Source organism: Burkholderia sp. Se-20373 (assembly GCF_017104705.1).
Lineage (GTDB): Bacteria > Pseudomonadota > Gammaproteobacteria > Burkholderiales > Burkholderiaceae > Burkholderia.
The window spans coordinates 1-23,879 of record NZ_JAAGPH010000029.1 but is presented as its reverse complement, the minus strand read 5'-3'; the positions used below and the strand labels follow the sequence as shown (position 1 = coordinate 23,879).

At 67.3% G+C, this 23,879-nt stretch carries 20 protein-coding genes; 7 read left to right on the top strand and 13 right to left on the bottom strand.

Features of this window, described 5'->3' with window-relative positions; genetic code table 11:
• Window positions 1-613: 613 nt before the first annotated feature.
• Entirely contained in the window at window positions 614-1,420 is an 807-nt protein-coding gene (locus tag G3N96_RS12660; RefSeq protein ID WP_124581199.1) for a response regulator, read from the top strand.
• 21 nt (window positions 1,421-1,441) lie between these two features.
• Here the strand turns inward: G3N96_RS12660 and G3N96_RS12655 are convergent, their stop codons facing one another.
• Entirely contained in the window at window positions 1,442-3,634 is a 2,193-nt protein-coding gene (locus tag G3N96_RS12655; RefSeq protein WP_206137425.1) for a TonB-dependent siderophore receptor, read from the bottom strand.
• A gap of 443 nt (window positions 3,635-4,077) precedes the next feature.
• Between G3N96_RS12655 and G3N96_RS12650 the strand changes: the two genes are divergently transcribed.
• On the top strand, window positions 4,078-5,034 hold the full coding sequence (locus G3N96_RS12650) for a mannuronate-specific alginate lyase (RefSeq protein WP_206137424.1): 957 nt from the start codon (window positions 4,078-4,080) through the stop codon (window positions 5,032-5,034).
• Between the two features lie 31 nt (window positions 5,035-5,065).
• Here G3N96_RS12650 and G3N96_RS12645 read toward each other — a convergent pair whose 3' ends face one another.
• Window positions 5,066-6,091, bottom strand: a complete 1,026-nt coding sequence (locus G3N96_RS12645; RefSeq protein WP_206137423.1) for an AraC family transcriptional regulator — start codon at window positions 6,089-6,091, stop codon at window positions 5,066-5,068.
• A 353-nt stretch (window positions 6,092-6,444) separates the two neighbouring features.
• Here G3N96_RS12645 and G3N96_RS12640 point away from each other — a divergent pair, with 353 nt between their 5' ends.
• From G3N96_RS12640 to G3N96_RS12620, 5 genes are all read left to right on the top strand, one after another.
• A complete protein-coding gene (locus G3N96_RS12640) occupies window positions 6,445-7,692 on the top strand; it encodes a dienelactone hydrolase family protein (protein ID WP_206137422.1) in 1,248 nt (415 codons plus the stop codon).
• A gap of 41 nt (window positions 7,693-7,733) precedes the next feature.
• Window positions 7,734-8,522: an SDR family oxidoreductase gene (locus G3N96_RS12635; RefSeq protein ID WP_089429707.1), complete on the top strand. Its 789-nt coding sequence runs from the start codon at window positions 7,734-7,736 to the stop codon at window positions 8,520-8,522.
• Window positions 8,523-8,592: 70 nt separating this feature from the next.
• Complete coding sequence (locus G3N96_RS12630) at window positions 8,593-9,831, top strand: styrene monooxygenase/indole monooxygenase family protein (RefSeq protein WP_206137421.1); 1,239 nt, start codon at window positions 8,593-8,595, stop codon at window positions 9,829-9,831.
• Between the two features lie 5 nt (window positions 9,832-9,836).
• The gene (locus G3N96_RS12625) at window positions 9,837-10,364 is read left to right on the top strand and encodes a flavin reductase family protein (RefSeq protein WP_206137420.1); all 528 of its coding nucleotides are present in this window, start codon (window positions 9,837-9,839) and stop codon (window positions 10,362-10,364) included.
• Between the two features lie 36 nt (window positions 10,365-10,400).
• Complete coding sequence (locus tag G3N96_RS12620; protein WP_206137419.1) at window positions 10,401-11,357, top strand: transporter; 957 nt, start codon at window positions 10,401-10,403, stop codon at window positions 11,355-11,357.
• 49 nt (window positions 11,358-11,406) lie between these two features.
• On the opposite strand, the gene G3N96_RS12615 is transcribed toward G3N96_RS12620, so the two are convergent.
• The 11 genes from G3N96_RS12615 to G3N96_RS12565 all read right to left on the bottom strand — a co-directional run bounded on the left by G3N96_RS12615 (window position 11,407) and on the right by G3N96_RS12565 (window position 23,693).
• Window positions 11,407-12,381: a hypothetical protein gene (locus G3N96_RS12615; RefSeq protein ID WP_206137418.1), complete on the bottom strand. Its 975-nt coding sequence runs from the start codon at window positions 12,379-12,381 to the stop codon at window positions 11,407-11,409.
• Window positions 12,378-12,896 carry a (2Fe-2S)-binding protein gene (locus G3N96_RS12610; protein ID WP_206137417.1) on the bottom strand — a complete coding sequence of 173 codons (519 nt, stop codon included), beginning with the start codon at window positions 12,894-12,896 and terminating at the stop codon, window positions 12,378-12,380. The genes G3N96_RS12615 and G3N96_RS12610 overlap by 4 nt, the downstream gene beginning before the upstream one ends.
• Window positions 12,893-15,628, bottom strand: coding sequence for a molybdopterin cofactor-binding domain-containing protein (locus G3N96_RS12605; protein WP_124581165.1), 2,736 nt, complete (start codon window positions 15,626-15,628; stop codon window positions 12,893-12,895). The genes G3N96_RS12610 and G3N96_RS12605 overlap by 4 nt, the downstream gene beginning before the upstream one ends.
• Before the next feature lie 833 nt (window positions 15,629-16,461).
• Window positions 16,462-17,442, bottom strand: coding sequence for a type II secretion system F family protein (locus tag G3N96_RS12600; RefSeq protein WP_124581163.1), 981 nt, complete (start codon window positions 17,440-17,442; stop codon window positions 16,462-16,464).
• A 36-nt stretch (window positions 17,443-17,478) separates the two neighbouring features.
• Window positions 17,479-18,456 (bottom strand): type II secretion system F family protein, encoded by a 978-nt coding sequence (locus G3N96_RS12595; RefSeq protein WP_124581161.1) that lies wholly within the window; start codon window positions 18,454-18,456, stop codon window positions 17,479-17,481.
• A gap of 33 nt (window positions 18,457-18,489) precedes the next feature.
• On the bottom strand, window positions 18,490-19,857 hold the full coding sequence (locus G3N96_RS12590; RefSeq protein ID WP_124581158.1) for a CpaF family protein: 1,368 nt from the start codon (window positions 19,855-19,857) through the stop codon (window positions 18,490-18,492).
• A gap of 18 nt (window positions 19,858-19,875) precedes the next feature.
• Window positions 19,876-21,084, bottom strand: a complete 1,209-nt coding sequence (locus G3N96_RS12585; protein ID WP_206137416.1) for an AAA family ATPase — start codon at window positions 21,082-21,084, stop codon at window positions 19,876-19,878.
• A gap of 22 nt (window positions 21,085-21,106) precedes the next feature.
• Entirely contained in the window at window positions 21,107-21,550 is a 444-nt protein-coding gene (locus G3N96_RS12580) for a TadE family protein (RefSeq protein WP_206137415.1), read from the bottom strand.
• On the bottom strand, window positions 21,547-22,080 hold the full coding sequence (locus G3N96_RS12575) for a TadE/TadG family type IV pilus assembly protein (RefSeq protein WP_206137414.1): 534 nt from the start codon (window positions 22,078-22,080) through the stop codon (window positions 21,547-21,549). The genes G3N96_RS12580 and G3N96_RS12575 overlap by 4 nt, the downstream gene beginning before the upstream one ends.
• Window positions 22,081-22,093: 13 nt before the next feature.
• Entirely contained in the window at window positions 22,094-23,365 is a 1,272-nt protein-coding gene (locus tag G3N96_RS12570) for a TadE/TadG family type IV pilus assembly protein (protein WP_124581151.1), read from the bottom strand.
• Window positions 23,366-23,390: 25 nt separating this feature from the next.
• Window positions 23,391-23,693 carry a hypothetical protein gene (locus tag G3N96_RS12565; RefSeq protein ID WP_124581149.1) on the bottom strand — a complete coding sequence of 101 codons (303 nt, stop codon included), beginning with the start codon at window positions 23,691-23,693 and terminating at the stop codon, window positions 23,391-23,393.
• Window positions 23,694-23,879: the final 186 nt, after the last annotated feature.

Here is a 23,879-nt window from a genome sequence, read left to right as displayed (position 1 = left end):
AAAATTATTGAAGACGACATTCTTCATAGATTGTAAAATTCAATATATTCAAGCAGTTGCACTAAAAACACGCATCTCGCAAACGATTTCGCGCCATCGAAATTAATCGAGATGTTTTGCCGGGCGGATAAAATCTTTGCTGAGGCGGATTAAAAAAAGATTCATCAAAATATTTTTTCAAAAAGGCCGTGGAACTACGCGATTGCACGTGGCGGCGCAAATGAAAATGGCGGAAATGGACAGGCATCGGTGCGCCATACTGTAGGCACAATTCACGATACACGATGAAGCATCCGAAAAGCGGAATGAAGCAGATAGAGTCAATGCGTCTGGCAAGAATTGAAATATGCCCCTACAATTCGGCTCGCCTCGATACCGGCGGGCGCGCATTTCTCAGCGCGCGACGACGGCAACGCTCCGCGCCTTTACCGGGTCAGCGATCAAAACCCGCCATGCAAGGCATTACGCCGACCGGTTGTCCGTCGTGTCGTGGGGCGACATTCGAATATCGATGTGCTTGTACGTCGCCATAGCGCAGCTTCCGACGATTGATCCGAACCGGGCCGGCCACCCGCAGGAACGCAGCCAGCAGCCATTCCAGAACAGGTGCACGATGCATCCATCGATCTCCGCATTGGGCGACGCCCATATCCTGATCGTCGACGATCAGCCCGACCAGCTTCGCTTGCTGATCGACATCCTGCGCGGCACCGGGTGCCGGATCAGCATTGCATCCGACGGGCTGCAGGCGTGCCAGCGCGCGCAGGCGCTCATGCCCGACCTGATCCTGATGGATGTCCGCATGCCGCGCATGGACGGCTTCACCGCGTGCCGGCTGCTTGCCGCCGATCCGCTGACGTGCGCGATTCCGGTGATTTTCCTGACCGTGGCCGGCGCGTTGCACGAGCGCCTCGAGGGGTTCGACATCGGCTGCGTCGACTATGTGGTCAAGCCGTTCGAGCCCGCCGAAGTGCTCGCGCGGATTCGCGTCCAGCTCGCACGCGAGAAGCGCGAGCGGCCCGTCGACGTGGACAGCCCGTTCGTGGCCGGCAAGGACGACGACATCATCGTGCGCGCGGCCATCCGCCACCTGGCACGGACGCTGAACGACCCGCCGACGGTGGAGCAGCTGGCCCGCGCGGTCGGCACGCACGAAAAGCGGCTGTCACGCGCGTTTCGCGACAACCTCGGCCAGACGGTATTCGAGTACTTGCGGCACGAGCGGCTGCGGATCGCGCAGGACCTGCTGGATTCGACGTCGCTCAGCATCGCCAGCATCGCGAAGGAGATCGGCTTTTCCACGCCGGCGAATTTCGCAACCGCATTCCGCGAACGTTTCGGCCTCACGCCGACCGAGTGGCGGCGCCAGCGTCACGCCGGCGAACGCGCCGTGCGCCGGGAACCGCAACGCGACGCGTAGGACCGTTCCGCGCGTTCGCGTCTACCAGTTGTATTTCGCGGTGGCCAGCACGGTCCGCTCGTTGCCGAACACGCAGACTGTGTACGACGTGCAGCCGCTGACATAACGCCGGTCGAACAGGTTCGCGACGTTCAGCGCGAACCGCCAGTGCGGCATCTCGTAGTGCAGCGCCAGGTCGACCAACGTCACGCTCGGCACGGTCAGCGAGTTGTCGGGTGCGCCGGCCGACGCGCTCTGGTAGCGCACGCCGCCGCCGACCCCGAGGCCCGACAGCACACCCGTGCGCCAGGTCCAGTCGGCCCACATCGACGCCATCTGCCGCGGCAGCGGCACCGCCACCGGCCAGTGGTTCAGCGACGCGTCGTTCGCCTGCACGTTCTTGACGTCCTGGTACACATACGACGCGACGACCGACAACTCGCGAGTGACCTTGCCGACCGCGCTCAGCTCGATTCCGCGCGAGCGCACCTTGCCGGTCTGCACGGACGTCGTGCCGGTCGGGTCGAGACTCACCGGTGTCGGCGTCGCGACGTTGGTCTGATCGATCTGATAGAGGGCCGCACTCAGCAGCAGGTTCCTGCCGGGCGGCTGCCAGCGCAGCCCGGCTTCCGTCTGCTTGCCGCGCGTCGGCTTCGGCATGCCGCCGCCATACATCCGCACGCCGATGACGGGATCGAACGACGTCGAATAGCTCACGTACGGCGACAGCCCGGCGTCGCCCTGATAGGTGAGCCCGACGCGCCCGGAGAACGCGCTGACGTCCTGCCGCGCCTGCGTGCCGGCCGTCCGGTCGTCGAACCGCGCATTGACGAAATCCTCGCGGCCGCCGAGCGTCAGCGTCCAGCGCTGCCAGCGGATCTGGTCCTGCGCATACACGCCGAACGTGTTCATCGCCGTGTACTGGTCGACGTGGCCGAGCGACGTCGGCCCGGAGAAAATCGCGTCCGTGACGGGCCGGTAGACGGGGTGATACAGGTTGAGCGACGGCGCCAGCGCGAGCCACACGCTGTTGGTCGTCGTCTGCCGGTCATATTGCGCACCGAGCAGCAGCGTATGTTCGAGCGGCCCCGTGCCGAAGCGCGCCTGCGCGTGGTTGTCGATGTCGAACCGGCTGTAGTTGAGCTGGAACAGCCCCGCATAACGCATCATGTCGGTGGTGCTGTGGGGCACGTAGCCGATACCGAACACCGTCGCGTCGTCGAGCGACAGGTGCGACCAGCGCACGTCCTGGTGCAGCGACCAGATCGCATTCACGCGATGCTCCAGCGCGTAGCCGAGCGACCACTGCTTCTTGCGGTAGTCGTTGAACCCGGGCGCGCCCATGTAGATGTCCTGCGACAGCCGGCCGTTCGGGTTCGGCAACACGGTGCCCGACGCGGGCAGGAAGTTCGACGAAATATCGCTGCCGTCCTGCAGGAACGTCGCCGAGAGCGTCAGCGACGTATCGGCGGTCGGTCGCCATCGGAACGACGGCGCCAGCGCGACGCGCCGGTCGCCGTTCGGGCCGGTGACCGCGTTGCCGTCGCGCGCCACGCCGACGAAGCGGTACGCATAGCGGCCGTCCGGGTCGAGCGTATCGCCGACATCGAGCATGAATTGCTTGCGCGCGTCGTTGCCGATCTGCACGCCGGCTTCGCGGACGCGCTCGCCGTCGGCGAGCTTCGTGTGCGCGTCGACGATCGCGCCGGGTTCGCCCGCGCCGTACAGCACCGAGGTCGGCCCGCGCAGCACGGCGATCGAGTCGATCGTGTACGGGTCGACGCGCCAGTTCGCGATCACGGCCGTATTCGGCGCGGCGACGCCGTCGACGTACAGCGTCGGCGTGAAGCCGCGCAGCGCCGCATACCAGTCGGTGCGGCTGTCGGCGCCGAACGTGGCAAATCCCGGCACGTAGCGCAGCGCCTGGTTCAGGTCGGTCGCGCCGGTCATCTCGATCTGCTGCGCGGTCACGAGATTGACCGTTTGCGGGATCTCGGCCACCGGCGTGTCGGTCTTCGTGCCGGCCGTGGTGCGCAGCCCGACGAGCCCGCTCGACGCGCGGTCGCCCTTCCCCGTCACGTCGATCGTCGGCAGCACGGCCGCCGCCGCGCCGGCCGGCGGCGTGACTGCCGCCCCCGATGCCTGCGCGTGTGCGCCGCCTGCCGCCGCCATGACCCACGCGCTCCCGGCCGCGATCGCCCTCGCGCGTCGTGCCGCGCCCGTCCCCGTTACCATCGTTCCTTGCTCCGTCGTGCTGGTGGCCGATTCGGCCCGATCGCGGCGCGACGCACCGCCGGCGTCCGCCCTGGGTTGTCATGCTTGGGATGCTGGTTGCGCGCGAGTCGGCATGCGCCTGCCCATGGCGTCGTTCACGAGCGCAGCGATGATACCGGGCGAATAGGGCGCAGTCTCTAAAAAAAGTGCGTCGTCGGCCGGCGCGTGGAAGACGGGGCCGGCCCGGCGTCGATGCAGCCGGCGGGCGCCTGGCAAGGCGGATGAAAGACGGGGGCGCTAGACTGCCTGCGCCACGGGAAACCGCCGCGGGCTGCACGGCCCGCGCGCGTCATCGGGGTTCGTCGTGCCTGGGCGGCCGCGCGCGTCCCGCATCGCGAGGTTGTCCGCCCCCGGTTCGGCTTCCGTGTTTGCCGCGTCACCGTCACGTCACCACCGAGGACCGTATGCGCCGCCTGTCGACTCGCCCCCTGCTCGCCGCGTGGCTCGCGGTGAGCGCACTATGCTGTGCCGCGCCGCCGGCGCGCGCCTGTGACATCCCGGCCGCCGTTACGACGATCGATCCGCCCGGCTACTATGACGACGCCGCCGGCTATGCGCGCGCGGTCAAGCCGATGCGCGATTTCATTTCACGGCTCAATGCATCGGCGGACAAGGGTGACTGGTCATGCGCAGTGAGCCTGCTGGAAAGCTGGGCGCGGGCCGACGCGCTGATGGGCCGGATCACCGGTTACCAGGGCGATTACGAGCGTTCGTGGGCCGGCACTGACTTCGCGATGGTGATCCTGCGCATGCCGCACGACGTACGCGACGCGAACCGCGCGCGGTTCGACGCGATCGATCCGTGGCTCGAACGCATCGCGATCGCCACCCGCGACGCGCAAGCGATCAACCATCTGCACAACAACCTCGTGTACTGGGCCGGACTCGACCTGATCGCCATCGGCACCGTGACCGGCAACGCGAGCCTCGTCGATTCGGGGCTGCTGCGGGTACGCGAAGGCATCCGCGACATCGGCCCCGACGGTTCGCTGGCACGGGAAGTCAAACGCGGCAATCGCGCGCTGCACTATCACACGTTCGCGCTGCTCCCGCTCGTGTTCGCGGCGGAACTCGTGCAGCCGCGCCATATCGATCTCTATCGGGAAAACGACGGCGCGATCGGCCGCCTGGCGAACCTGGTCATCAACGCGGTCGACGCTCCCGCGAGCTTCACGGCCATCACGCCGGTCAGGCAGGACCTGTTTCCGTGGACGTTCCGCGATGAACTGAGCTGGGTCGAGCCGTACTACGCGCGCTTTCACGACGCGCGGCTGCCGGCGATCATCGCGCCGCGCCGCCCGTTCACCGAATGGCGGCTCGGCGGGGATGTGACGGCGGTCTGGGGCGTGTCGCTGCCGTAGCGAATCGGCGAGCGGGCTGCCGCGTGAGCCGCTAGGCGCGCCCGCGCCGCATCCTGAGCGTCGCCGACGGCGATTCTCCGAACGCCCGCTTGTACTCGATCGCGAACCGCCCGAGGTGCGCGAAGCCCCATTTCAGCGCGACGTCCGTCACCGACGCGAGCCCCGGCGACGCATCGGCCAGCAGTTCCTCGCGCACATGGTGCAGCCGCAACTGTCGCACGAAGCCCATCGGCGTGGTGCCGTGGCGATGGCGAAAACCGGCGAACAGCGTGCTCGGGCTGACGCCGGCGAGTTCGGCGAGCCGTTCGATCGTCAGCGGCTCGTCGAGATGCGCTCGGATGTAGTCCTCGACGCGCCGCACGTAGAACGGCGCAATCGCCACCGGCAGGTGCCGCGTGCCGTTGCGCGCGCTGTTCGGGTGGCCGTGCAGCAGCAGGTTGAGCAGCGTCGATTCGAGCTGCTCGAACGCGAGCGGATGACGCAGCGGATGCGCGTCCGTCGCGATCGCGCCGGCGAGAATCGGCAGCATCTGCATCAGACACGCGCCCTGCGACGACGACAGGCTGAATTCCGGCTCGAATTCGACCGGCGCGCGCCGGTCGTCGCCGAAATGCCGCTGCGCGTGGCGCTCCATCACTTCGCGCTCGATCCGCAGGATGACTTGCGGACACGCGTCGCCCCAACGCATCTTCAGCGGCAGCGTCGGCGAGATCAGCGACGCGGTGCCCGGCGACGACACGAAACGCGCCGATCCGCACTCGATCTCCGCGTCGCCGCGCAACGGGATCTGCAACAGGAAGAAGTGCTCGAGCGGGCCGGGCTCGATGCTGACGCCGCCGCCATAATCGAGCAGGTTCAACGACAGGTTGCCCCAGCGCGCGTGATGCATGCAGCTGTGCAGCGCGCGCGATTCGCCGGTCGGCGTGAGCCGGTGCGGCTTGAAGACGTCGGCGACGCGTGCGCGCACCTCGTCGACGTCGTTCGACTGCAGCAGCAGGTTGTCGTGATTGAAACAGGCCGTATCCGGCAGCCAGCCCGTTTCGGAAAATTGCGCCATCGAAGTTCTCCCGTCATGCTCGATTGCACTCGCGCCGTGCATGCGTTCCCGATAGGGGGGCATTCGCCGCACGATCCGGATAGCGCCCGGAGTATCCGGACAGTCCGGCCGCCCAAGCACGCAAGTCCCGCCCACATGACGCAAGAAGCGGACCGTTCGCGCATCGTAGAAAACTGTGCGAACGTTCCGCATCCGCACATACCCGCAGTCAGCCGCGCGCCTGCCCACGCGCGGCGGCCGGTGCAACAGGTTTCCGGAATTCGCGGATACCGGCCGAAGAAAGCGGATAGAAGTGCCCATTTCGTCCGCCAATACTGGGCCCGTCGCAGCAAAAAACTGGAATGGAGGGACACATGCAAGGACGTCACATCGAGATTCCGTCGCCGGACGGCGGCACGTTTCGCGCCTACCTGAGCACGCCGGCCGGCGGCAAGGGGCCCGGCATCGTGCTGTGCCACGAGATCTTCGGCGCGAACGCGACGATGCGCGAAGCGGCCGACTACTACGCGGAGGAAGGCTATACGGTGCTCGTGCCCGACCTGTTCTGGCGCCAGGCGCCGGGGATCGAACTCGGTTACACGGCCGCCGACATGGAACGCGCGATGGCCCTTTATCAGGAATACGACGAGAACAAGGGCGTCGAGGATGTCGGCGCTGCGCTGGGCGCACTCAAGCAATTACCGGAATGTACTGGCGAAGCCGGCGTGCTCGGCTATTGCCTCGGCGGCAAGCTCGCGTATCTCGCCGCATGCCGGCTGCCGGACGTGGCCGCGGCGGTCAGCTACTACGGCGTGGGCATCGAGCAGGCGCTCGACGAGGCGTCGCACCTGCACGGCCGGCTCGTGCTGCAGATCGCGGGCCAGGACCGCTTCTGCCCGCCCGACGCGCAGCAGCGCATTGCCGACGCGCTGGCCGGGCGCGACGGCGTCGACGTGTATGTGTATCCCGGGGTCGATCACGCGTTCGCGCGCGCCGGCGGCGATCATTTCGACAAGGCCGCCGCGAGCATGGCCCATCAGCGCGCGATCGCCGCGTTCCGTGCCGCGCTCGGCCCGCACTACGATCTGTCCACACTGTGGGAAGCGCATCTGAAACACGAATTCGACACGCGCAACGTCGATGCCACGATGGCGACGATGGTCGCCGAACCGTACGTCAACCATATTCCGACGCTGACAGGCGGCGTCGGCCACGACGAGCTCAAGCGCTTCTACACGCATCATTTCGTGCACGCGAATCCGCCGGACACGACGATCACGCCGATCTCGCGCACGGTCGGCGCGAGCCAGATCGTCGACGAGCTGCTGTTCTGCTTCACGCACACCACCGAGATCGACTGGATGCTGCCGGGCGTCGCGCCGACCGGCAAGCGCGTCGAGATTCCGCTCGTCGCGATCGTCAAGTTTCGCGGCGACAAGCTCTATCACGAGCACATCTACTGGGACCAGGCGAGCGTGCTCGTGCAGATCGGCCTGCTCGATCCGGCCGGCCTCCCGGTCGCGGGCGTCGAAACGGCCCGCAAGCTGCTCGACGAAACCGTGCCGTCGAACGGCCTGATGCGCCGCTGGCAGGACAGCGAACCATCGGCGGGTGCGCATTGACGCAACAACTTCCCTCACCCAACGATTTCCGGAGACACCCCATGACTGCCCTTGCTGGCAAAGTCGCGATCGTCACCGGCGGCGCCACGCTGATCGGCGCCGCGGTCGCGCAAGACCTGAGCCGCGCCGGTGCGTGCGTCGCGATCCTCGATCTCGATGCGGAGAACGGCGCGCGCGTGGCCGATTCGCTCGGCGAACGCGCGATGTTCGTCGCGCTCGACATCACCGACGATCGCGCGATCGAGCATGCGGTCGCGGCCATCGTCGAGCGGTTCGGCGCGATCGACGTGCTCGTCAACCTCGCATGCAGCTACGTCGATAACGGGATCCAGGCGACCCGCAACGACTGGCTCGCCGCGATGGACGTCAACGTCGTGTCGGCCGCGATGCTCGCGAAGGCCGTGCACCCGCAGATGGTCCGGCGCGGCGGCGGCGCGATCGTGAACTTCAGCTCGATCTCGGCCCAGTGCGCGCAAACCGGCCGCTGGCTGTACCCCACGTCGAAGGCGGCGATCCGCCAGCTCACGCGCAGCATGGCGATGGATCTCGCACCCGACCGCATTCGCGTCAACTCGGTGTCGCCGGGCTGGACGTGGTCGCGCGTGATGGACGAGCTGACGCACGGCGACCGTGCCAAGACCGATCGCGTCGCCGCGCCGTTCCACCTGCTCGGCCGGGTCGGCGATCCGTCCGAGGTCGCGCAGGTCGTGACGTTCCTGTGCAGCGACGCGGCGAGCTTCGTGACCGGCGCCGACTACGCGGTGGATGGCGGCTATGCCGCGATGGGCCCCGAACAGGCGGTGCCGGCCATTCCGCGTCTCGCGGAGTGACCGTTCCTCAGCGCCGCTTCCCGCCATCATTTCGATCCCGGCCGGCATCCGGCCAACCAAGGACATACTCATGAGACGCATCGCCATCGTCGGCGCCGGCCAGTCCGGCCTGCAACTCGCCTTCGCCCTGCTCGACCAGGGCTATCACGTCACACTCGCGACCAACCGCGACGCGGAACAGATCCGCACCGGCAAGGTCATGTCGAGCCAGTGCATGTTCCACACGTCGTTGCAGATCGAGCGCGACCTCGGCCTGAACGCGTGGGAGGAAGCGTGCCCGTCCGTCGAAGGGATCGGCATCGCGGTGCCGCATCCGGACGGCAACGGCCGCAAGGTGATCGACTGGCCGTCGCGGCTGACGCGCTATGCGCAGTCGGTCGACCAGCGCGTGAAGATGGCCGACTGGCTCGACGGCGTGAAGCGCCGGGGCGCGGACGTACGCATTGCCGATATCGGCGTGCCGGAACTCGAGGAGCTGGCGGGCAGCCACGACCTCGTGCTGCTCGCGGCCGGCAAGGGCGAGATCGTCAACCTGCTCGGCCGCGACGACACGCGCAGCGCGTTCGACCGCCCGCAACGCGCGCTGGCCCTCACCTACGTGAAAGGGATGACGCCGAGCCAGCCGTATTCGCGCGTGCGCTTCAACCTGCTGCCGGGCATCGGCGAGTATTTCGTGTTCCCCGCGCTGACCACGACGGGCCCCTGCGAAATCATGGTGTTCGAAGGCATTCCGGGCGGCCCGCTCGACTGCTGGGCCGACGTGAAGACGCCCGACCAGCATCTGGACCGCAGCCTGTCGTTTCTGCAGCAGTACGTACCATGGGAATTCGAGCGCTGCCGCGACGTCGAGCTCACCGATCCGAACGGCACGCTCGCCGGACGCTTCACGCCGACGGTGCGCAAGCCGTTCTTCCGGCTGCCGTCGGGCCGCACGGTATTCGGGATGGCCGATGCGGTGGTCGTCAACGATCCGATCACCGGCCAGGGATCGAACAATGCCGCGAAATGCGCGAAAGCGTATTTCGATGCGATCGTCGCGCGCGACGCCGCACCGTTCGGCGAAGACTGGATGCAGCAGACGTTCGAAGGCTACTGGGCGTATGCGCAGCACGTCGTGCGCTGGACCAACTCGCTGCTCACGCCGCCACCACCGCACATCCTCGAGCTGCTCGGCGCGGCCGGCCAGTTGCCGTCGCTCGCCGCGGCGATCGTCGACGGCTTCGACGATCCGCGCCGGTTCTCGCCGTGGTGGTTCGAGCCGTCGGCGTGCGCGGCGATGATCCGCGAACACAGCGCACGCACGGAGTAACCGGCATGGAAACGACCGCTACCGATCGCCCGGCCCTCGACCCGCTGCAGTTGCGCGCCGCGTTCGGGCAATTCCCGACCGGCGTGACCGTGATCACCACGTGCGCGGCCGACGGACGCAAGGTGGGCCTCACCGCCAATTCGTTCTCGTCGCTGTCGCTCGATCCGCCGCTCGTGCTGTGGAGCCTGCGCAAGGTCGCGCCGAGCCGCCCGGATTTCGTCGCGGCCACCCATTTCGCGATCAACATCCTCGCGCACGACCAGATCGACCTGTCGCGCCGCTTCGCGACGCCCAGCGCCGACAAGTTCGACGGCGTGCTTCACGTCGACTCGGAGACCGGCGGCGTGCCCTGCCTCGACGGCGCGAGCGCGCGCTTCGTGTGCCGCAACGTCGGTCATTACGAAGGCGGCGATCACCTGCTCTTCATCGGCCAGATCGAACAGTTCGACACGTTCGTCAAGGCGCCGCTCGTGTTCCACGCCGGTCAGTATCGCGCGATCGCCGATCATCCCGATCTTTTTCGTGCCGTTTGATTAGTTATACAAATAAATCAACAGGAGAAGGTGAACATGAAACTCGGCTCTCGCATGCGCGTCGTCGCAGGCCTCACGATCGCCGGCATGGCCGCAGGCGCGCCGGCCGGCGCGACCGACCTGCCGGCGGTCAACCTCGGCATGACCAGCTTCCTCGACGGGATGCCGCCGGCCGGCTCCGGCTGGTACGGCACGCAGTACCTGCAGTACTACACGGCCGGCCGCGTCAACGACAACGCGGGCAACAAGGTCGGGCTGCCGAAGCAGGACATCGACCTGTTCGCGGGGCTGAGCCAGCTCGTCTATCAGTCGCCGAGGACGTTCGCGGGCATGCATCCCGGCCTCGACGTGATCCTGCCGTGGATCGCGTCCGCGCGAACCGACGACGGCCTCGGCAACGTCGCGCTGAATGCGCGCGCCGGCTTCGGCGATCTGCTGATCGGCCCGTTCATCCAGTTCGACCCGGTGATGGGCGCGCAAGGCCCGCGCTTCGCGCAGCGCGTGGAATTCCAGTTCATCGCGCCGACCGGCGCGTACGATCCGTCGCGCGCGATCAACCCCGGCAGCCATGTCTGGTCGTTCGACCCGTACTGGGCGGCGACGCTGTGGCTCACGCCCAAATGGACCGTGTCGTGGCGGCTGCATTATCTGTGGAACGCGACCAACCATCAGCCGGCCACGTCGCTCGGCCCGGACGTGACGTCGACGCAGGCCGGCCAGGCGATCCACGCGAACTTCGCGACCGAGTATGAAGTGCGCCCCGGCCTGCGGCTGGGGCTCAACGGCTACTGGCTGCGCCAGACCACCGACATGAAGGAAAACGGGCAGGACGTGCCGGGCACGCGGGAGGCCGTGTTCGCGATCGGCCCGGGGGCGATGGTTAGCTTCTCGCCGCAGGATCATCTGATGTTCAACGCGTACTTCGAAACCTATGCGCGCAACCGGCCGCAAGGCACGCGGATGGTGCTGCGGTACGTGCATCACTTTCAGTGACGACCGCGACCGGCTGAACGGGCACGACGTTCCACCGCTCGTCGGCCTCTTACTTCGCCGCCTGCGCCGCCGGCGTAAAGGTGCACATCGGATCGTTCTTGCCCCGCGCCGAACAGCAGGCGAGCAGGTCGCTCACCGACTTCACGTTGGCCGCGTTCCACTCGTCGCGGCTGCGGTTGTTGTCGATCGGCATCCAGTGCGTCAGCGGATAGCTGCTCGCCAGCTGGTTGCTGCCTTTGGGCGGCGGCAGTAACCCGGCGGCGAGCGGCACGTAGATCTTGCAACTGTTCTGGTCGCCGATCCGGTGGCAGCCGATGCAGGTGTTGCCGGGCGTGCTGATCGCGTGCGACGTCCATGACGCGAAGTCGGCACCGAGATTGACGTACTTGCCCCACGGATCGGTCGGCACGCGATTCCATACCTGCCCGATCCACGGGCTGTACATGACCGGGCTCGCATCGTGGCACGACACGCAGCGCTTCGTCGCGGTCGCAGCCGGTTTCCACCAGAATTCCGCGGCCGACGGACGACCGGGCGGCGGGGTCTTCTCGTTCGGCGGCGGCACGCGCGACGCGTCCATGCCGCCCGTGCCGCCCTTGTCCGCATGAAACCAGCAGGTCTTGCCGTTGCGCACGTGGTGCAGCACGATGTCGACTTCGTCGTAATACGGGCTGCGGTTCTCGCGGATCTGCTTGCGACGGCAAAACGCCGAGATCTGCGTGTCGCCGTGAGACAGGTCGAGGATCTTCGAGTAAGGCGTGCATTGCCCGGAGGTCGGCGCGTCGTACGGCAGCAGCGCCGGGCGATCGCAGGTCATGTGCGCCGTGTACCGCGCGGGCACGCTGCCGTTGACGGTAATCGGCACGTCCGTCCCGCTGTTGCAGTCGAACGCCGGAATCTCGCCGATTTCGTCGGTGCACTGCTGCGCGTATTCGTGCAGGGAGGCATCGGCGCCTTCCGCGGCAAACGTGGCGGGCGCGGCCAGCAGCATCGCCAGCGCCGCGATGCAGGTCCTGATCGTCATGCCGCCTCCTTCGTGTAGCGCATCGCCACCTTGCGAATGGCCTCGATGTACTTGACGTAGCCGGTGCATCGGCACACGTTGCCGCCCACCCACGTCTCGATCATCGCGTCCAGCTCGGCGGCGGGCACCGGCTGCGCGCGCAGATGATCGAGCATCGCGGTCGCGGCCATCAGGAATCCCGACGCGCAGTAGCCGCACTGGAACGCGAACGATTCGAGAAAACTCTGCTGCAGCGGCGACAGCGTGCCGCCCTGCGCGAGCCCTTCGATCGTGTACACATGCATGCCGGCGATCGCGCTGACCGGCGTCGAGCACGACAGCGTCTTTTCCATCGGCGCGTCGGGCGTGTTGCGCACGCCGACCGTGCACGCCCGGCACACGCCGATGCCGCAGCACAGCTTCGTGCCGGTCAGGTCCTGTCGTTCATGCAGGAAGTCGATGAGGTTCATGTCGGCGTCGGCGGCGGCTGCCTCGACGGGCTGGCCGTTCACGACCATGCGGACCGGATCGCTCATTGCAGTGCCTCCCGAATCTTGTCCGGCGTAACCGGCGTCACCCTGAACCGCTTCCCGGTCGCCATCGCCAGCGCATTGAGCAGCGCCGGCGCGATCGGGCACATCACCGCTTCCGCGATGCCGCGCGCATTCGCGGGATCGTTGCCGGGCGGCGGCAGCGCGATCAGCTCCTGCTCGGGAATGTCGGGCAGGCGCGTCACCTCGTAGCGGTCGAGGTTCCATCGGCCGCCACCCGGGCCGTCCGGGCCGAGCGGACACGTCTCGGTCAGCACGTTGCCGATCCCCATCGCGACCGCGCCCTGCGACTGTCCTTCGACGAGCTCCGGCGACAGTTGCCGCCCGACGCTCACCGCCGACACCACGCGCTCGACCTTCACGCGCCCGTTCGCCGGATCGACGGACACGCCGACGAGCGACGCCGATGGCGCATAGGTCGTGCGTCCGTAGAGGCTCGTGTCGACCGGCGGCGCCTGCAGCGTGCGGTACAGCGGCGTCAGGAAGTAGGGATCGAGGCCGACCGCCACGTAGTCGTAGTCGATTTGCGCACTGCCCGACGCGAACGGATAGGTGCCCTTCCAGAAGTAGCCGGCATAGCTCGCATGCACGGCCGCCACCGTCTGCAGGCCCAGCTTCGTGATGGTGCCGAGCAGCGCCGGCCACGAAATCGGCGCGAGGCCGTTCGCGACGAGCGCACCATTGGCCCAGCGTACGTCCTCGGCGCGCACGGGCACGCCCCACCACGCACGGGCAGCCGGCAGCACGCTCTGCAGGAACAACGCCTGTGCCGCTCCCTTTACTGCGTGGTACTGATGGAATGCGCCGAGACAGGCGCTCGACGAACCGTACGTGTAGCGCACCGTCTTCGGATTGGCCGACGGGTTGCTCGAACGCGTGAGCCCGAGTGCATTGAACGGCCCGATCTCGCTCATGGCGATCGTCTGCGCGTTCTGCCCGAGAAATTCGGACGGCGCGAGCCCCAGCGTCGTGGCCGCGCCGTTGCCCATGTCGGTGTACGGCGTGACCACGCGCAGCCGGCTGTCGGGCAGGATCTGCACCATCCCGAACATGCCGTCACCGGACGTGCCGTAGGCCTCGTTCGCCATCGCGAGTCCCACGCCGTAGCGCAGATGACGCGCACCGCGTTCCGCGCGGGTGCGCTCGCGTTCGCGCCACAGCGGGTGCTGTTCGAGCCGGTCGAGCAGCGCGTCGAGCTGCAGGTCGAACAGGATCGGCGCGCCCGTGATCGCGCGCCCCTTGCCGAGCCCCGGCGTGCCGCCGAGAAAATTGGCGCGACGGATCGCGAACGGCGAGAGCCCGAGCCGGCGCGCGGCCTCGTCCATCAGCGTCTCGACGGCCATGAACGCCTGCGGGCCGCCGAAGCCGCGCTGCGATCCGCCGAACACTTCCCGCGTGTAAGTCGAGGCCGCCTGCGCGCGTGCGCGCGGAATCTCGTAGCAGCTCATCGCGCTCAGCGCGGCGAGCTGCGCGACGTACGGCGACAGGTTCTTCTTGCCGCCGCCGTTCATCAGGAAATCGCACGTGATCGCTTCGAGCTTGCCGCGCCGGTTGAACCACAGCGATTCGGAGAACTGCGTCTCGCAGCGCTTCAAGCCGACCTGGAACTGCTCGTAGCGCGACTGCTGCCAGCGTAGCGCGCCCTTCGCGAACGGCGCCGCGAGCGCGAGATAGAGCGGGAAATAGGACTTGTCGCGCCCGCCGAAGCCGCCGCCCGGATAGCATGCGATGACGTGGGCCTCCTTGACCGCGACGTCGCTACCCTGGAACAGCCCGAGCGCGCCGGTCGCATCGTCGTTCGCCGACTGCGTACCGAGCACGAGGCTCATTTTCGCGCTGGACGCGTCGTACCATGCGAGCCCCGCTTCGGGTTCCATGAACATCGGGTCCATCGCCGGCGTCTCGAATCCTTCGTTGCCGGTCGCGCGCACGCCGATCCACGCGCCGGCGGCCGCGTTGCGGGCAATCGTCGCGTCGATGTTGGCGACCGCCTCCTCGCGTTGCTTCAGGTATTCGGCGGTCGGCTTGCCGTTGCTGTCGGTCTGGTAGTTGTCGACGTAGTTGAAGCCGCGTTCGTCGTCGCGCACATAGATCGTCACGGGGGAAAACGGCACGGCCTGCGCGGCCGTCGGGCGCGTGACCGGCGCGCCGTAGCGGATCACGCCGCGGTTGAAATCGAGCAGCTTCTTCGCACGACGATAGACATCGAAATTCTCGAACACCAGCAGCGCGGCCGGTTGTCCGTAGCAATCCGCCGGGTGGCCGGTGCGCGCGAGCCAGTAGATGTCCTGGTTCGCGATCGGGTCGGCCTCGGGCGCCAGCGGAATCCGTCGCGCGCTCAGCAGCGCGTTGTCGACGACGGCGATCGGCCGCAATTCGGCCGGCAGCACCCCGAGGTCATAGCCTTCGTACACGGCGTCGACCCGATCGCACCGCAACGCATAGAGCCAGTTCTCCTGCTGCGGCCAGCCGACGAAGTCGCGCGACTTGAAGTCACGTGCGTAGATCTTCTGGCCCGTGACCTTCGGGATGCCGTCGATGCGCCAGCGCGCCTTGCCGGGCACCGGCGCCCAGCCCGGCCCGGCCGCGTCGTCGTCCGCCTGCCCGGCGGCGCCGAGCGCCAGCGCCGGCAAATGGGTGATCGAGATCGCGACGAGCGCGCCGCTCCCGGCCAGCTTCAGAAACGTCCGGCGTGTCACAGGCACATCGATGGCCATGCTGGGTCCCTCGTTCGAATGGTCGTGCCGGCACGGCCGACGCGCGACGCGACGCCGGCCGTGTGCGGGCCGCTTCGCGTGTGCTTCGCCGTGCGGGATGTCGGTGCGGAAACGGTCTTGCGGACGCGGTCGCGTGCCGGTGGTCAGGAATCGGGGGGAAGCGGACCGGGGAACGTGCGCGGCGGATTCGCGCGAACGCCGCGGGCCCGCGGATGGCTGCTGGATGAAGCGTCAGGCCGCCTGCTTGCCATTGCTTGCTTGTTCATGTTTCCCCCGGCCTTGATCGTGCGTGACTGGCCTGTTTTCCGTATTGTCGGGCAGTCTCTGGATTTTCAAGTGTTGTTGTTCGGTATTGCCGGCACGTGTAACGTTTGCGTCGTCAGTACCGCGATGCAGCCATGATTTTCAATAATGTAGAAATTCGGGCCGGATATTTCAAGGAGATTTTCGGATGGCGCGCAGCGGTGCGCAAAAAACGAACGAGAAGCCATTGCAATGAACGACCAAGTCAACAATCCCGCGGATCATTGCCGTCGTTCAATATCAGGCGCGGCATCGCCGTGCCGTTTCATTCGAGCGCACAACGCGATGCCGGCACACTTCGCCGGCATTCAGGTTAGCAGTAGGGGGCAGCCGCTGAGGCGGTGGACTACGGCTCGTTCCATGGCCGACCATGGGTCCAGGATGCCTTGACGCCGCTATGGTCAACCTGTCTCGCGGCGCCGCCTGGGGAGGGAGCCTCCATGAAGCCTGTTACCGTGCCGGCCGGCGGGGGTGGCCGGCCGGCACGCAAAACCTTGATCGACGCAACCGGCGCAACGCCGCTGCGTCACTCACTGCCCGATGCCCACGAACGTCGGCAGCAGCACGCGATAGACGTGGATCATCGCCGGCCCGAGCAGCACCATCATCAGTGCGGGGAAAATGCAGAAGATCAGCGGGAACAGCAGCTTCAGCGCGATCTTCGCGGCCCGCTCTTCCGCGCGCATCCGCCGCCGCGTGCGCAGCAGGTCGGACAGCACGCGCAGCGATTCGCTGATGCTCGTGCCGAAGCGGTCGGCCTGGATCAGCATCGCGCAGAACGACTCGATGTCCTCCACGCCGGTACGCAGCGCGAGATTGCGCAGCGCCGTCTCCTTCGTGAAGCCGGAGCGCATCTCGAGCAGCAGCAGGTCGAGTTCGCTCGCGACCACCTCGCTGCTGAACCGCAGCTCCTCGCTCACCTTCATCAGCGCCGCATCGAGCCCGAGCCCCGCTTCGACGCACACCGTCAGCAGGTCGAGCGCATCCGGGAAATCCTCGAAGATCTTCCGCTGGCGCACCTTGACCCGCTGCGACATCACGATGTTCGGAATGTAGTAGCCGATCCCGGCGAGCGCGACGAGGATCGCCGACAGGATCACGCGTTCGTCGCCGAGCGACGTCGGGATCAGCACCAGCAGCGCCGCGCACGGCAACCCGAGCGCGAGCGCCGTCTTCGCGGTGAAATACAGCGCGGCCGCGCTCTGGTTGCGCCAGCCGGCATTCATCAGCCGGATGCGCAGCGGCGAATTCTCCCAGCCCTCCTTCGGCACCGACAGCTTCGAGATCGGCGTGGACAGCTCGACCAGCTTCGCGACCCAGCGCGACGCCAGGTCGTCGCCGTCGCCCGTGCCCGCCGCGCCGGCCGCGCCCGCCCCGGCCCCGCCGGCCTGCTGGATCCGGCGCTGGATGCTGCGCGGCGCGAACAGCAGCATCGCGACGAGCGCGCCGCCGGCCACGAAGAGGAACAAGCCGCCCAGCATCACGGCCTGGACTACGCTCAGGTTTTGCATGACAGCCTCGCAACGGTTCGTTATGCGGCTTGCGCGTCAGACGCGAATGCGGACGATACGGCGGATCCAGATCAGCCCGAACAGCATCGACACCAGCATCGTGCCGACCATCCGGATCCCCGCCGGGTCCTCCCAGAGCACCGACAGGAATTCGCGGTTCAGCAGCGCCATCACCGCGGCGGTGCCGAACGGCAGCAGCCCGAGAATCCATGCCGACAGCCGCCCTTCCGCCGACAGCACGCGCACCTTGTCGAACAGCTTGAAGCGCTCGCGGATCAGCGCGGCGATGCTGTCGAGCAGCTCGGCCAGGTTGCCGCCCGTCTCGCGCTGGATCAGCACCGCGATCACGAAGTAGCGCAGGTCCTGCACCGGCACGCGCGTGACGAGGTTCAGCAGTGCGTCGTGCAGCGACACGCCGTAGTTGACCTCGTCGAACGTGACGCGGAACTCGCCGCCCATCGGCTCGGGAAACTCGTCGCCGACCATCCCGAGCGTGCTCGTGAACGAGTGGCCGGACCGCAGCGCGCGCGCGATCATGTCGCAGATGTCCGGCAACTGCCGCTCGAGCTTGCGCATCCGCTTCCCGCGGCAGCGCATCACGTACATCATCGGCAGGCATCCGGCGAACAGCGCGACCGGCAGCGCGGCGAGCTGCGGCAACGTCGCGAAGCTCAGCGCCAGCCACGCGAACGCCGCGAACACCCCGCTGAGCATGATCAGCTTCGGCAGCGTCCAGTCGAGGCCCGATTGCTGGATCACGAGATCGAGCCGATGCACGCGCGGCATGCGCAGCAGCAGCCGGTCGAACGGCTTCGATTCGTCGAGCATCCGCTTCTTCAGGATCGACAGCCGTTCCTGCTGGACGTTGCCGCCGGCCGACATCGAGCGGATGCGCGATTCGATCCGGCGCGCGGCCGCGCCGTGCCGCGCGTTCCACCATTGATAACCGCCTTCGATCGCGAGGACCACCGCGACGAAGGTGAGAATCACAAAACCGTAAAAGATCGTGTTCATGAAGCCTCCCCGGCAGCGAACGGCGCCCTGTCGTCAGTTCGTCTCGTACCGCTGAGACGGGTCGTACAGCGAATCCGGCAGGTTGATGCCGAACGCCTGCAGCCGCTCGACGAACTTCGGCCGCACGCCCGTCGCGCAGAAGTGGCCGCGTACCGAACCGTCGCGGTCCACGCCCGTGCGCTTGAACGTGAAGATCTCCTGCATGTTGATGATGTCGCCTTCCATCCCGGTCAGTTCCTGGATGCTGACGATCTTGCGCCTGCCGTCGGTCAGCCGCGCGGCCTGCACGACCACCGAGATCGCCGACGTGATCTGCTGGCGCATCGTCTTCGGCGGCAGCGTCAGGCCGGAGACGCTGACCATGTTCTCGAGCCGCGTCAGCGCGTCGCGCGGGGTGTTCGCGTGGATCGTCGCGAGCGAGCCTTCGTGGCCGGTGTTCATCGCGTTGAGCATGTCGAGCGCTTCCGCGCCGCGCACTTCGCCGAGGATGATCCGGTCCGGGCGCATCCGCAGCGCGTTGCGCACCAGCGTGCGCTGCGTGATCTCGCCCTTGCCCTCGATGTTCGGCGGCCGGGTTTCGAGCCGCAGCACGTGCGGCTGCTGAAGCTGCAGTTCGGCGGCATCCTCGATCGTCACGATCCGCTCGTTGCGCGGAATGAAGCCGGACAGGATGTTGAGCAGCGTCGTCTTGCCGCTGCCGGTGCCGCCCGACACCAGCACGTTCACCTTCGCGCGCGACAGCGCATCGAGCAGCTCGGCCATCGGCGGCGTCAGGCTGTGGTAGCGCACGAGGTCGTCCATCTTCAGCGGATTGACCGCGAAACGCCGGATCGACATCAGCGGCCCGTCGATCGCGGACGGCGGGATGATCGCGTTCACGCGCGAGCCGTCGGGCAACCGCGCATCGACCATCGGACTCGATTCGTCGATGCGGCGCCCGACGCGCGACACGATCTTCTCGATCACCTTCATCAGGTGCGCGTCGTCGTAGAACGTCACGTCGGTCAGTTCGAGCTGGCCGAAGCGTTCGACATAGACCTGCCGGTACGTGTTCACGAGGATGTCGGAAATGTTCGGATCGCGCAGCAGCGCTTCGAGCGGGCCAAAACCGAACATCTCGTCGTACACGTCGATCGCGAGCTGCCGCCGCTCGATGTCGTTCGCGGGCAGCCGCTCCTCGTCGAGGATGCGCGTGATCAGCAGGCCGATCTCCATGCGGACCGATTCCTGCGGCATCCGCGACAGGCGCTCGAGCTCGACACGTTCGAGCACGGCCAGGTGGATTTCGCGGCGCAGCTTCTGGTATGCGTCGCGCACCGACGAATGGGCCGGGCCGGCCGGTTCGCTGCCCGTCGCCAGCGGCTGGGCCCGTTGCAAGGACATCTGTTCGCGCAATGACATGATGGTTCCCCGAAAGATTTACATGGACTTGAGCTTCGGCGTGGCCTTGCGGCCGAACAGCCGGGACATCAGCGGTTCGCTGTGCGTCGCGCCGTGCCCCGCGCGCACCTCCCCTTCGACGAGTTGCTTCGCATACCCTTGCAACGCACGGACGACCCCCGTGCCGCGCGCGACCCGCGACACCGGATGGCCCTGGTTGATCGCTTCGAGCACGGTGTCGACATCGTCGGGAATCGTGCAGGCCGCGTGCAGGCCGAGCACTTCCTCGAGCGCCGTGCGGGTGCGGTCGCTTGCGCGCGTCGCGCGGTTCACGATCAGCCGCATCTGGTCGGTCGAGTAGCCGAGCGACACGAGGATCTCCAGCAACCGGCGGCCCGCCCGCACGTGCGGCATCGCGGGCTGCAGCACGAGCGCGATCTGGTCGCTGCGATCCAGCGCGACCATCGACAGCGGATTGATGCAGACGCCGACGTCGAAGATCACGTAGTCGTAACGCGGCGCGGCGACGCCGAGGATCCATTCGAGCGCGTCCTCGCGCATCTCGGCGGCCTTGACCGGGTCGCCTGCACCCGCGAGCACGTGGAAGTTTTCCGTCACGTGCGCGACGCTCGCGTCGAGGAACGCGCTGTCGAGCCGTTCGATCTGCGCGCACAGCTGCGGCAGCGTCGACGGCGGGGTCTCGTCGCTGACGAGGAACGCCGCGTCGGCGAACTGCTGGTTCAGGTCGATCAGCAGCACGCGGCGCTTGAAGCCTTCCGCGATCTCGAACGCGAGGTTGCTGGCCGCGAAGCTCGTGCCGGCCCCGCCCTTGCACGACATGAACGACACGATCCGCGTGTCGTCCGTGTCGCGCCGCGTGCTTTGCGCGGCGGCCCGTTCGAGCGCGTGGCCGAGCGCCTGCGGGTCGAGCGGCCACTGCAGCACGTCGCGGGCGCCCGCACGCATCGCGTCGAGCAGCACGTGCGGCGACGTGTCCGCCGTCACGAGAATGCAGGTCAGGCTCGCGTGCGCGCGGCAGATCCGTTCGATCGCCGACAGTTCGGACGGGTCGAGCGACGTGCCGTCGACCAGCAGGATGTCGAACGCGTCGAGCCCGTCGGTGCGATGTTCGATCTGCGACGGGCGGCCGGTCGCGCGTGTCGCGCGATAGTGTCCGCAGTCGGCCACGAGGCGCGCGATCTGCGAAAGACGCGCGGTGTCGTCGGAAGCTACGAGGATGTTGATCATGTCGTGTGCCTCGCCTGTTCGATCAATTGCAGTTGGCGCCGCCGGTCGCGGAAGTCAGGCTTTCGCGCGGCAGTGTCGTCGTGAACGGCGGCATCGTCACCGTGATGTTCACGAACGGGATCATCGTCTTGACGGTGACGTTCGTGACGCTGACCGTCACGAACGCGCACGAATTCACGTCGCAGCTTGCGGGCGAGTAGTTCACCGACACGTTCGCGGTCTGCAGCAGCGGCAGCAGCGATCTCACCCGCTTCACGACGCCGGCCGCATTCACGTCGCACACCACCGCCGTGCGCGCGCCGAGGCGCACGGCTTCGCTCGCGGTGCCCCAGTAGAACAGCACGCGGCCGAATTCGAAGATGCCGATCAGCAGCATGATCAGGATCGATGCGATCAGCGCGAACTCGACGATCGCCGAGCCGCGTTGGGCACGCCGGCGTGACGGAAGGGCATGGCGCGCGTTCATGACACTTGCCTCATCACGGTGACGATGTTGTTGAAGGTGATCGACGGCAGCCCCGGGAACGCGGGGATCGGCTGGTACTTGTAGCCCGTGATCTTCACTTCGACGACGTTGATCGCGCCCGTCGCGGTGCCGCCCGACGCGTTGTTGTTCGAGTCGTAGGTCGGCAGGTTCGCGAACTGCGACGGATCGGACGCGTCGCTGCAGCCGGTCGTGCGCTGCGCGTCGCAGATCGTCACCATCGACGTCTTGAGCCCCGGCACCAGCTCGGTGCCGGCCGCGCCGCACGTCGTGCTGCCGTAGACGACGAGGCACTGCGCCTGCGTGGCCGGATACGCGCTGTCGCTCGGCAACCAGACCGACAGGTAGCGCGCCGCGTCGCGCGTCGCCTTGGTCAGCGTCTCGAACTGGTAGATCGCGCGGCCGAACTCGGCCACGCCGGTCGCGAGCATGATCATCGGCATCAGCACGAGCGCGAACTCGACGGCGACGGCGCCGCAGGTGCGCGAACGGCGAAACGGGGGCTTTTTCATGATCCGCTCTCCGCTATTGAACGAGCATCGGGACCTGGGTCCCGGACGCGCTGCCGCTGCCCGGCAAGCCGTGCGTCGCGCACGGATTGTTGCCGGAGACCGACGAGCCGAGGTATTCGAGGTGCGCGACGATCGCGCCGCTGCCGGAGCTGAACGGCAGCGGATCGAGCATCAGCACGCAATCCCATTGCGTGACGTGCACCTTGCCGCTGCTGCCCTTCAGCGTCGAACAGTCGCCTTCCGGCGCGAGCGCGACACGGCGGTCGCCGCCGAACGTCTGGTAGTTGCTCGCCGTCGCGGTACCGTTGGTGTTGATCCCGCTGCCCGTCGGCGGCGCGCCGTCGCCCTGGTAGGACTTGAAGGCTGCGCGGTCGGCCACGAACTGCGTGTACGCATCGCCCTTGATGCCGGCCGTTCCGGGCGGCCCGTAGTTCGGGCCGACATACGCATAGCCGGTGAAGTCGGGCTGGCCGCTGGAGCCGTTCGCGCCATTCGTATAGATGCCGAAGCGCGTATTCCAGGCGCGCAGCGACGCCGACTTCAGGCCCGTGGTCGCGAGATCCGGCGGGCTCGTGATGTTGCAGGTATTGCCCGACAGCTCGCTCGCGAGGGTCGGTTCGTTCGTCGAACCGTCGAGCGCCGCCCAGCCGAAGTTGCCCGGCCCGTAAGTCGACGACGACCCGGACGGCGACGAAATCCAGTCGCCCACCTTGTACGCCGGATCGGACGGGCCGCGACACACGAACACCGGGATCGCGCAGGTCGTCTGCCCGCCGCCGACGGTGGCGATCGCGCTGGCCGACACTTCCGCCGCGTTCGCGAGCTTCGTGCCCGGCAACACGTTCAGTATCTCGATGAACCAGTGCGCGATGTTGCTCAACGTGGCGGTGCACTGCACGTACTTGATGTTCGCCGGCGTCGTGACCGAGTTCTTCGTCAGGAACGCGTTGGTCAGCGAGTCGCTGAACGTGACGTTCGCGTTCGTCGACATCTGCACCGACTTGTTCTGGAAGAACACGAAGTTCAGGTGGCCGGCGGCGATGCCGTCCGCCTCGGCCACCGACAGGCTGATGGCCGAAGTCAGGTCACGCGCAGCCGACAGCGCGCACGCATCGGCGCTGTTCTGCAGTTCGCTGCGCGTGACGTACAGCTTGCCGAGATCCAGCGCGAGTCCGACGAACCCGATCATCACCGCCAGTGCGAGACCGACGATGATCGCGACGGCACCGCGCTGGCGATGCAGGCTGCGACGCATGACTTTCGGATGGCGAGCTGCGCTGTTCATGGCGTTCTCCCTGAGCGTGCCGTCGTTACTGGGTGGACTTGCCGATGCCGATCACGAACGCATTGGCGGGCGGCACGGTCTGCTTGAACGACTTGTCGTAGTTGTCGAGCGCGGCCGCGGCGGCGCTGCCGTCGACCCCCGGCGTCGACACCGAGGCCGCGTGTTCGGCGGCATGCGGGTCGATGATCTGGGCCTGGGTCACGGCGCGGACCGAATCGCCGAAGCGGGTGTCCCACACCGGGGTCGACGACATGCAGCCGGCAAGCGCGAACGCGAGCGGTGCGGCGAGCGCCACGCGGCGCACGATGACGAGGTAGGCGGATTTCATGAGCGTCCCCTTGGATGGCTTCAACGATCGGTGGATTCGGGTGCCGCGCTCACGCGCACGACCTGCTGCGCATGGGCCGCCGCGGGTGTCCGGCGCTTCGGCTGCCCCGCCGGCTGGGCCGGCGTGTCGGGGCCGGCTGCCGCAAGACGTGCGGCGGCGGCTTCGATACGCGCGATGCGGGCCGCG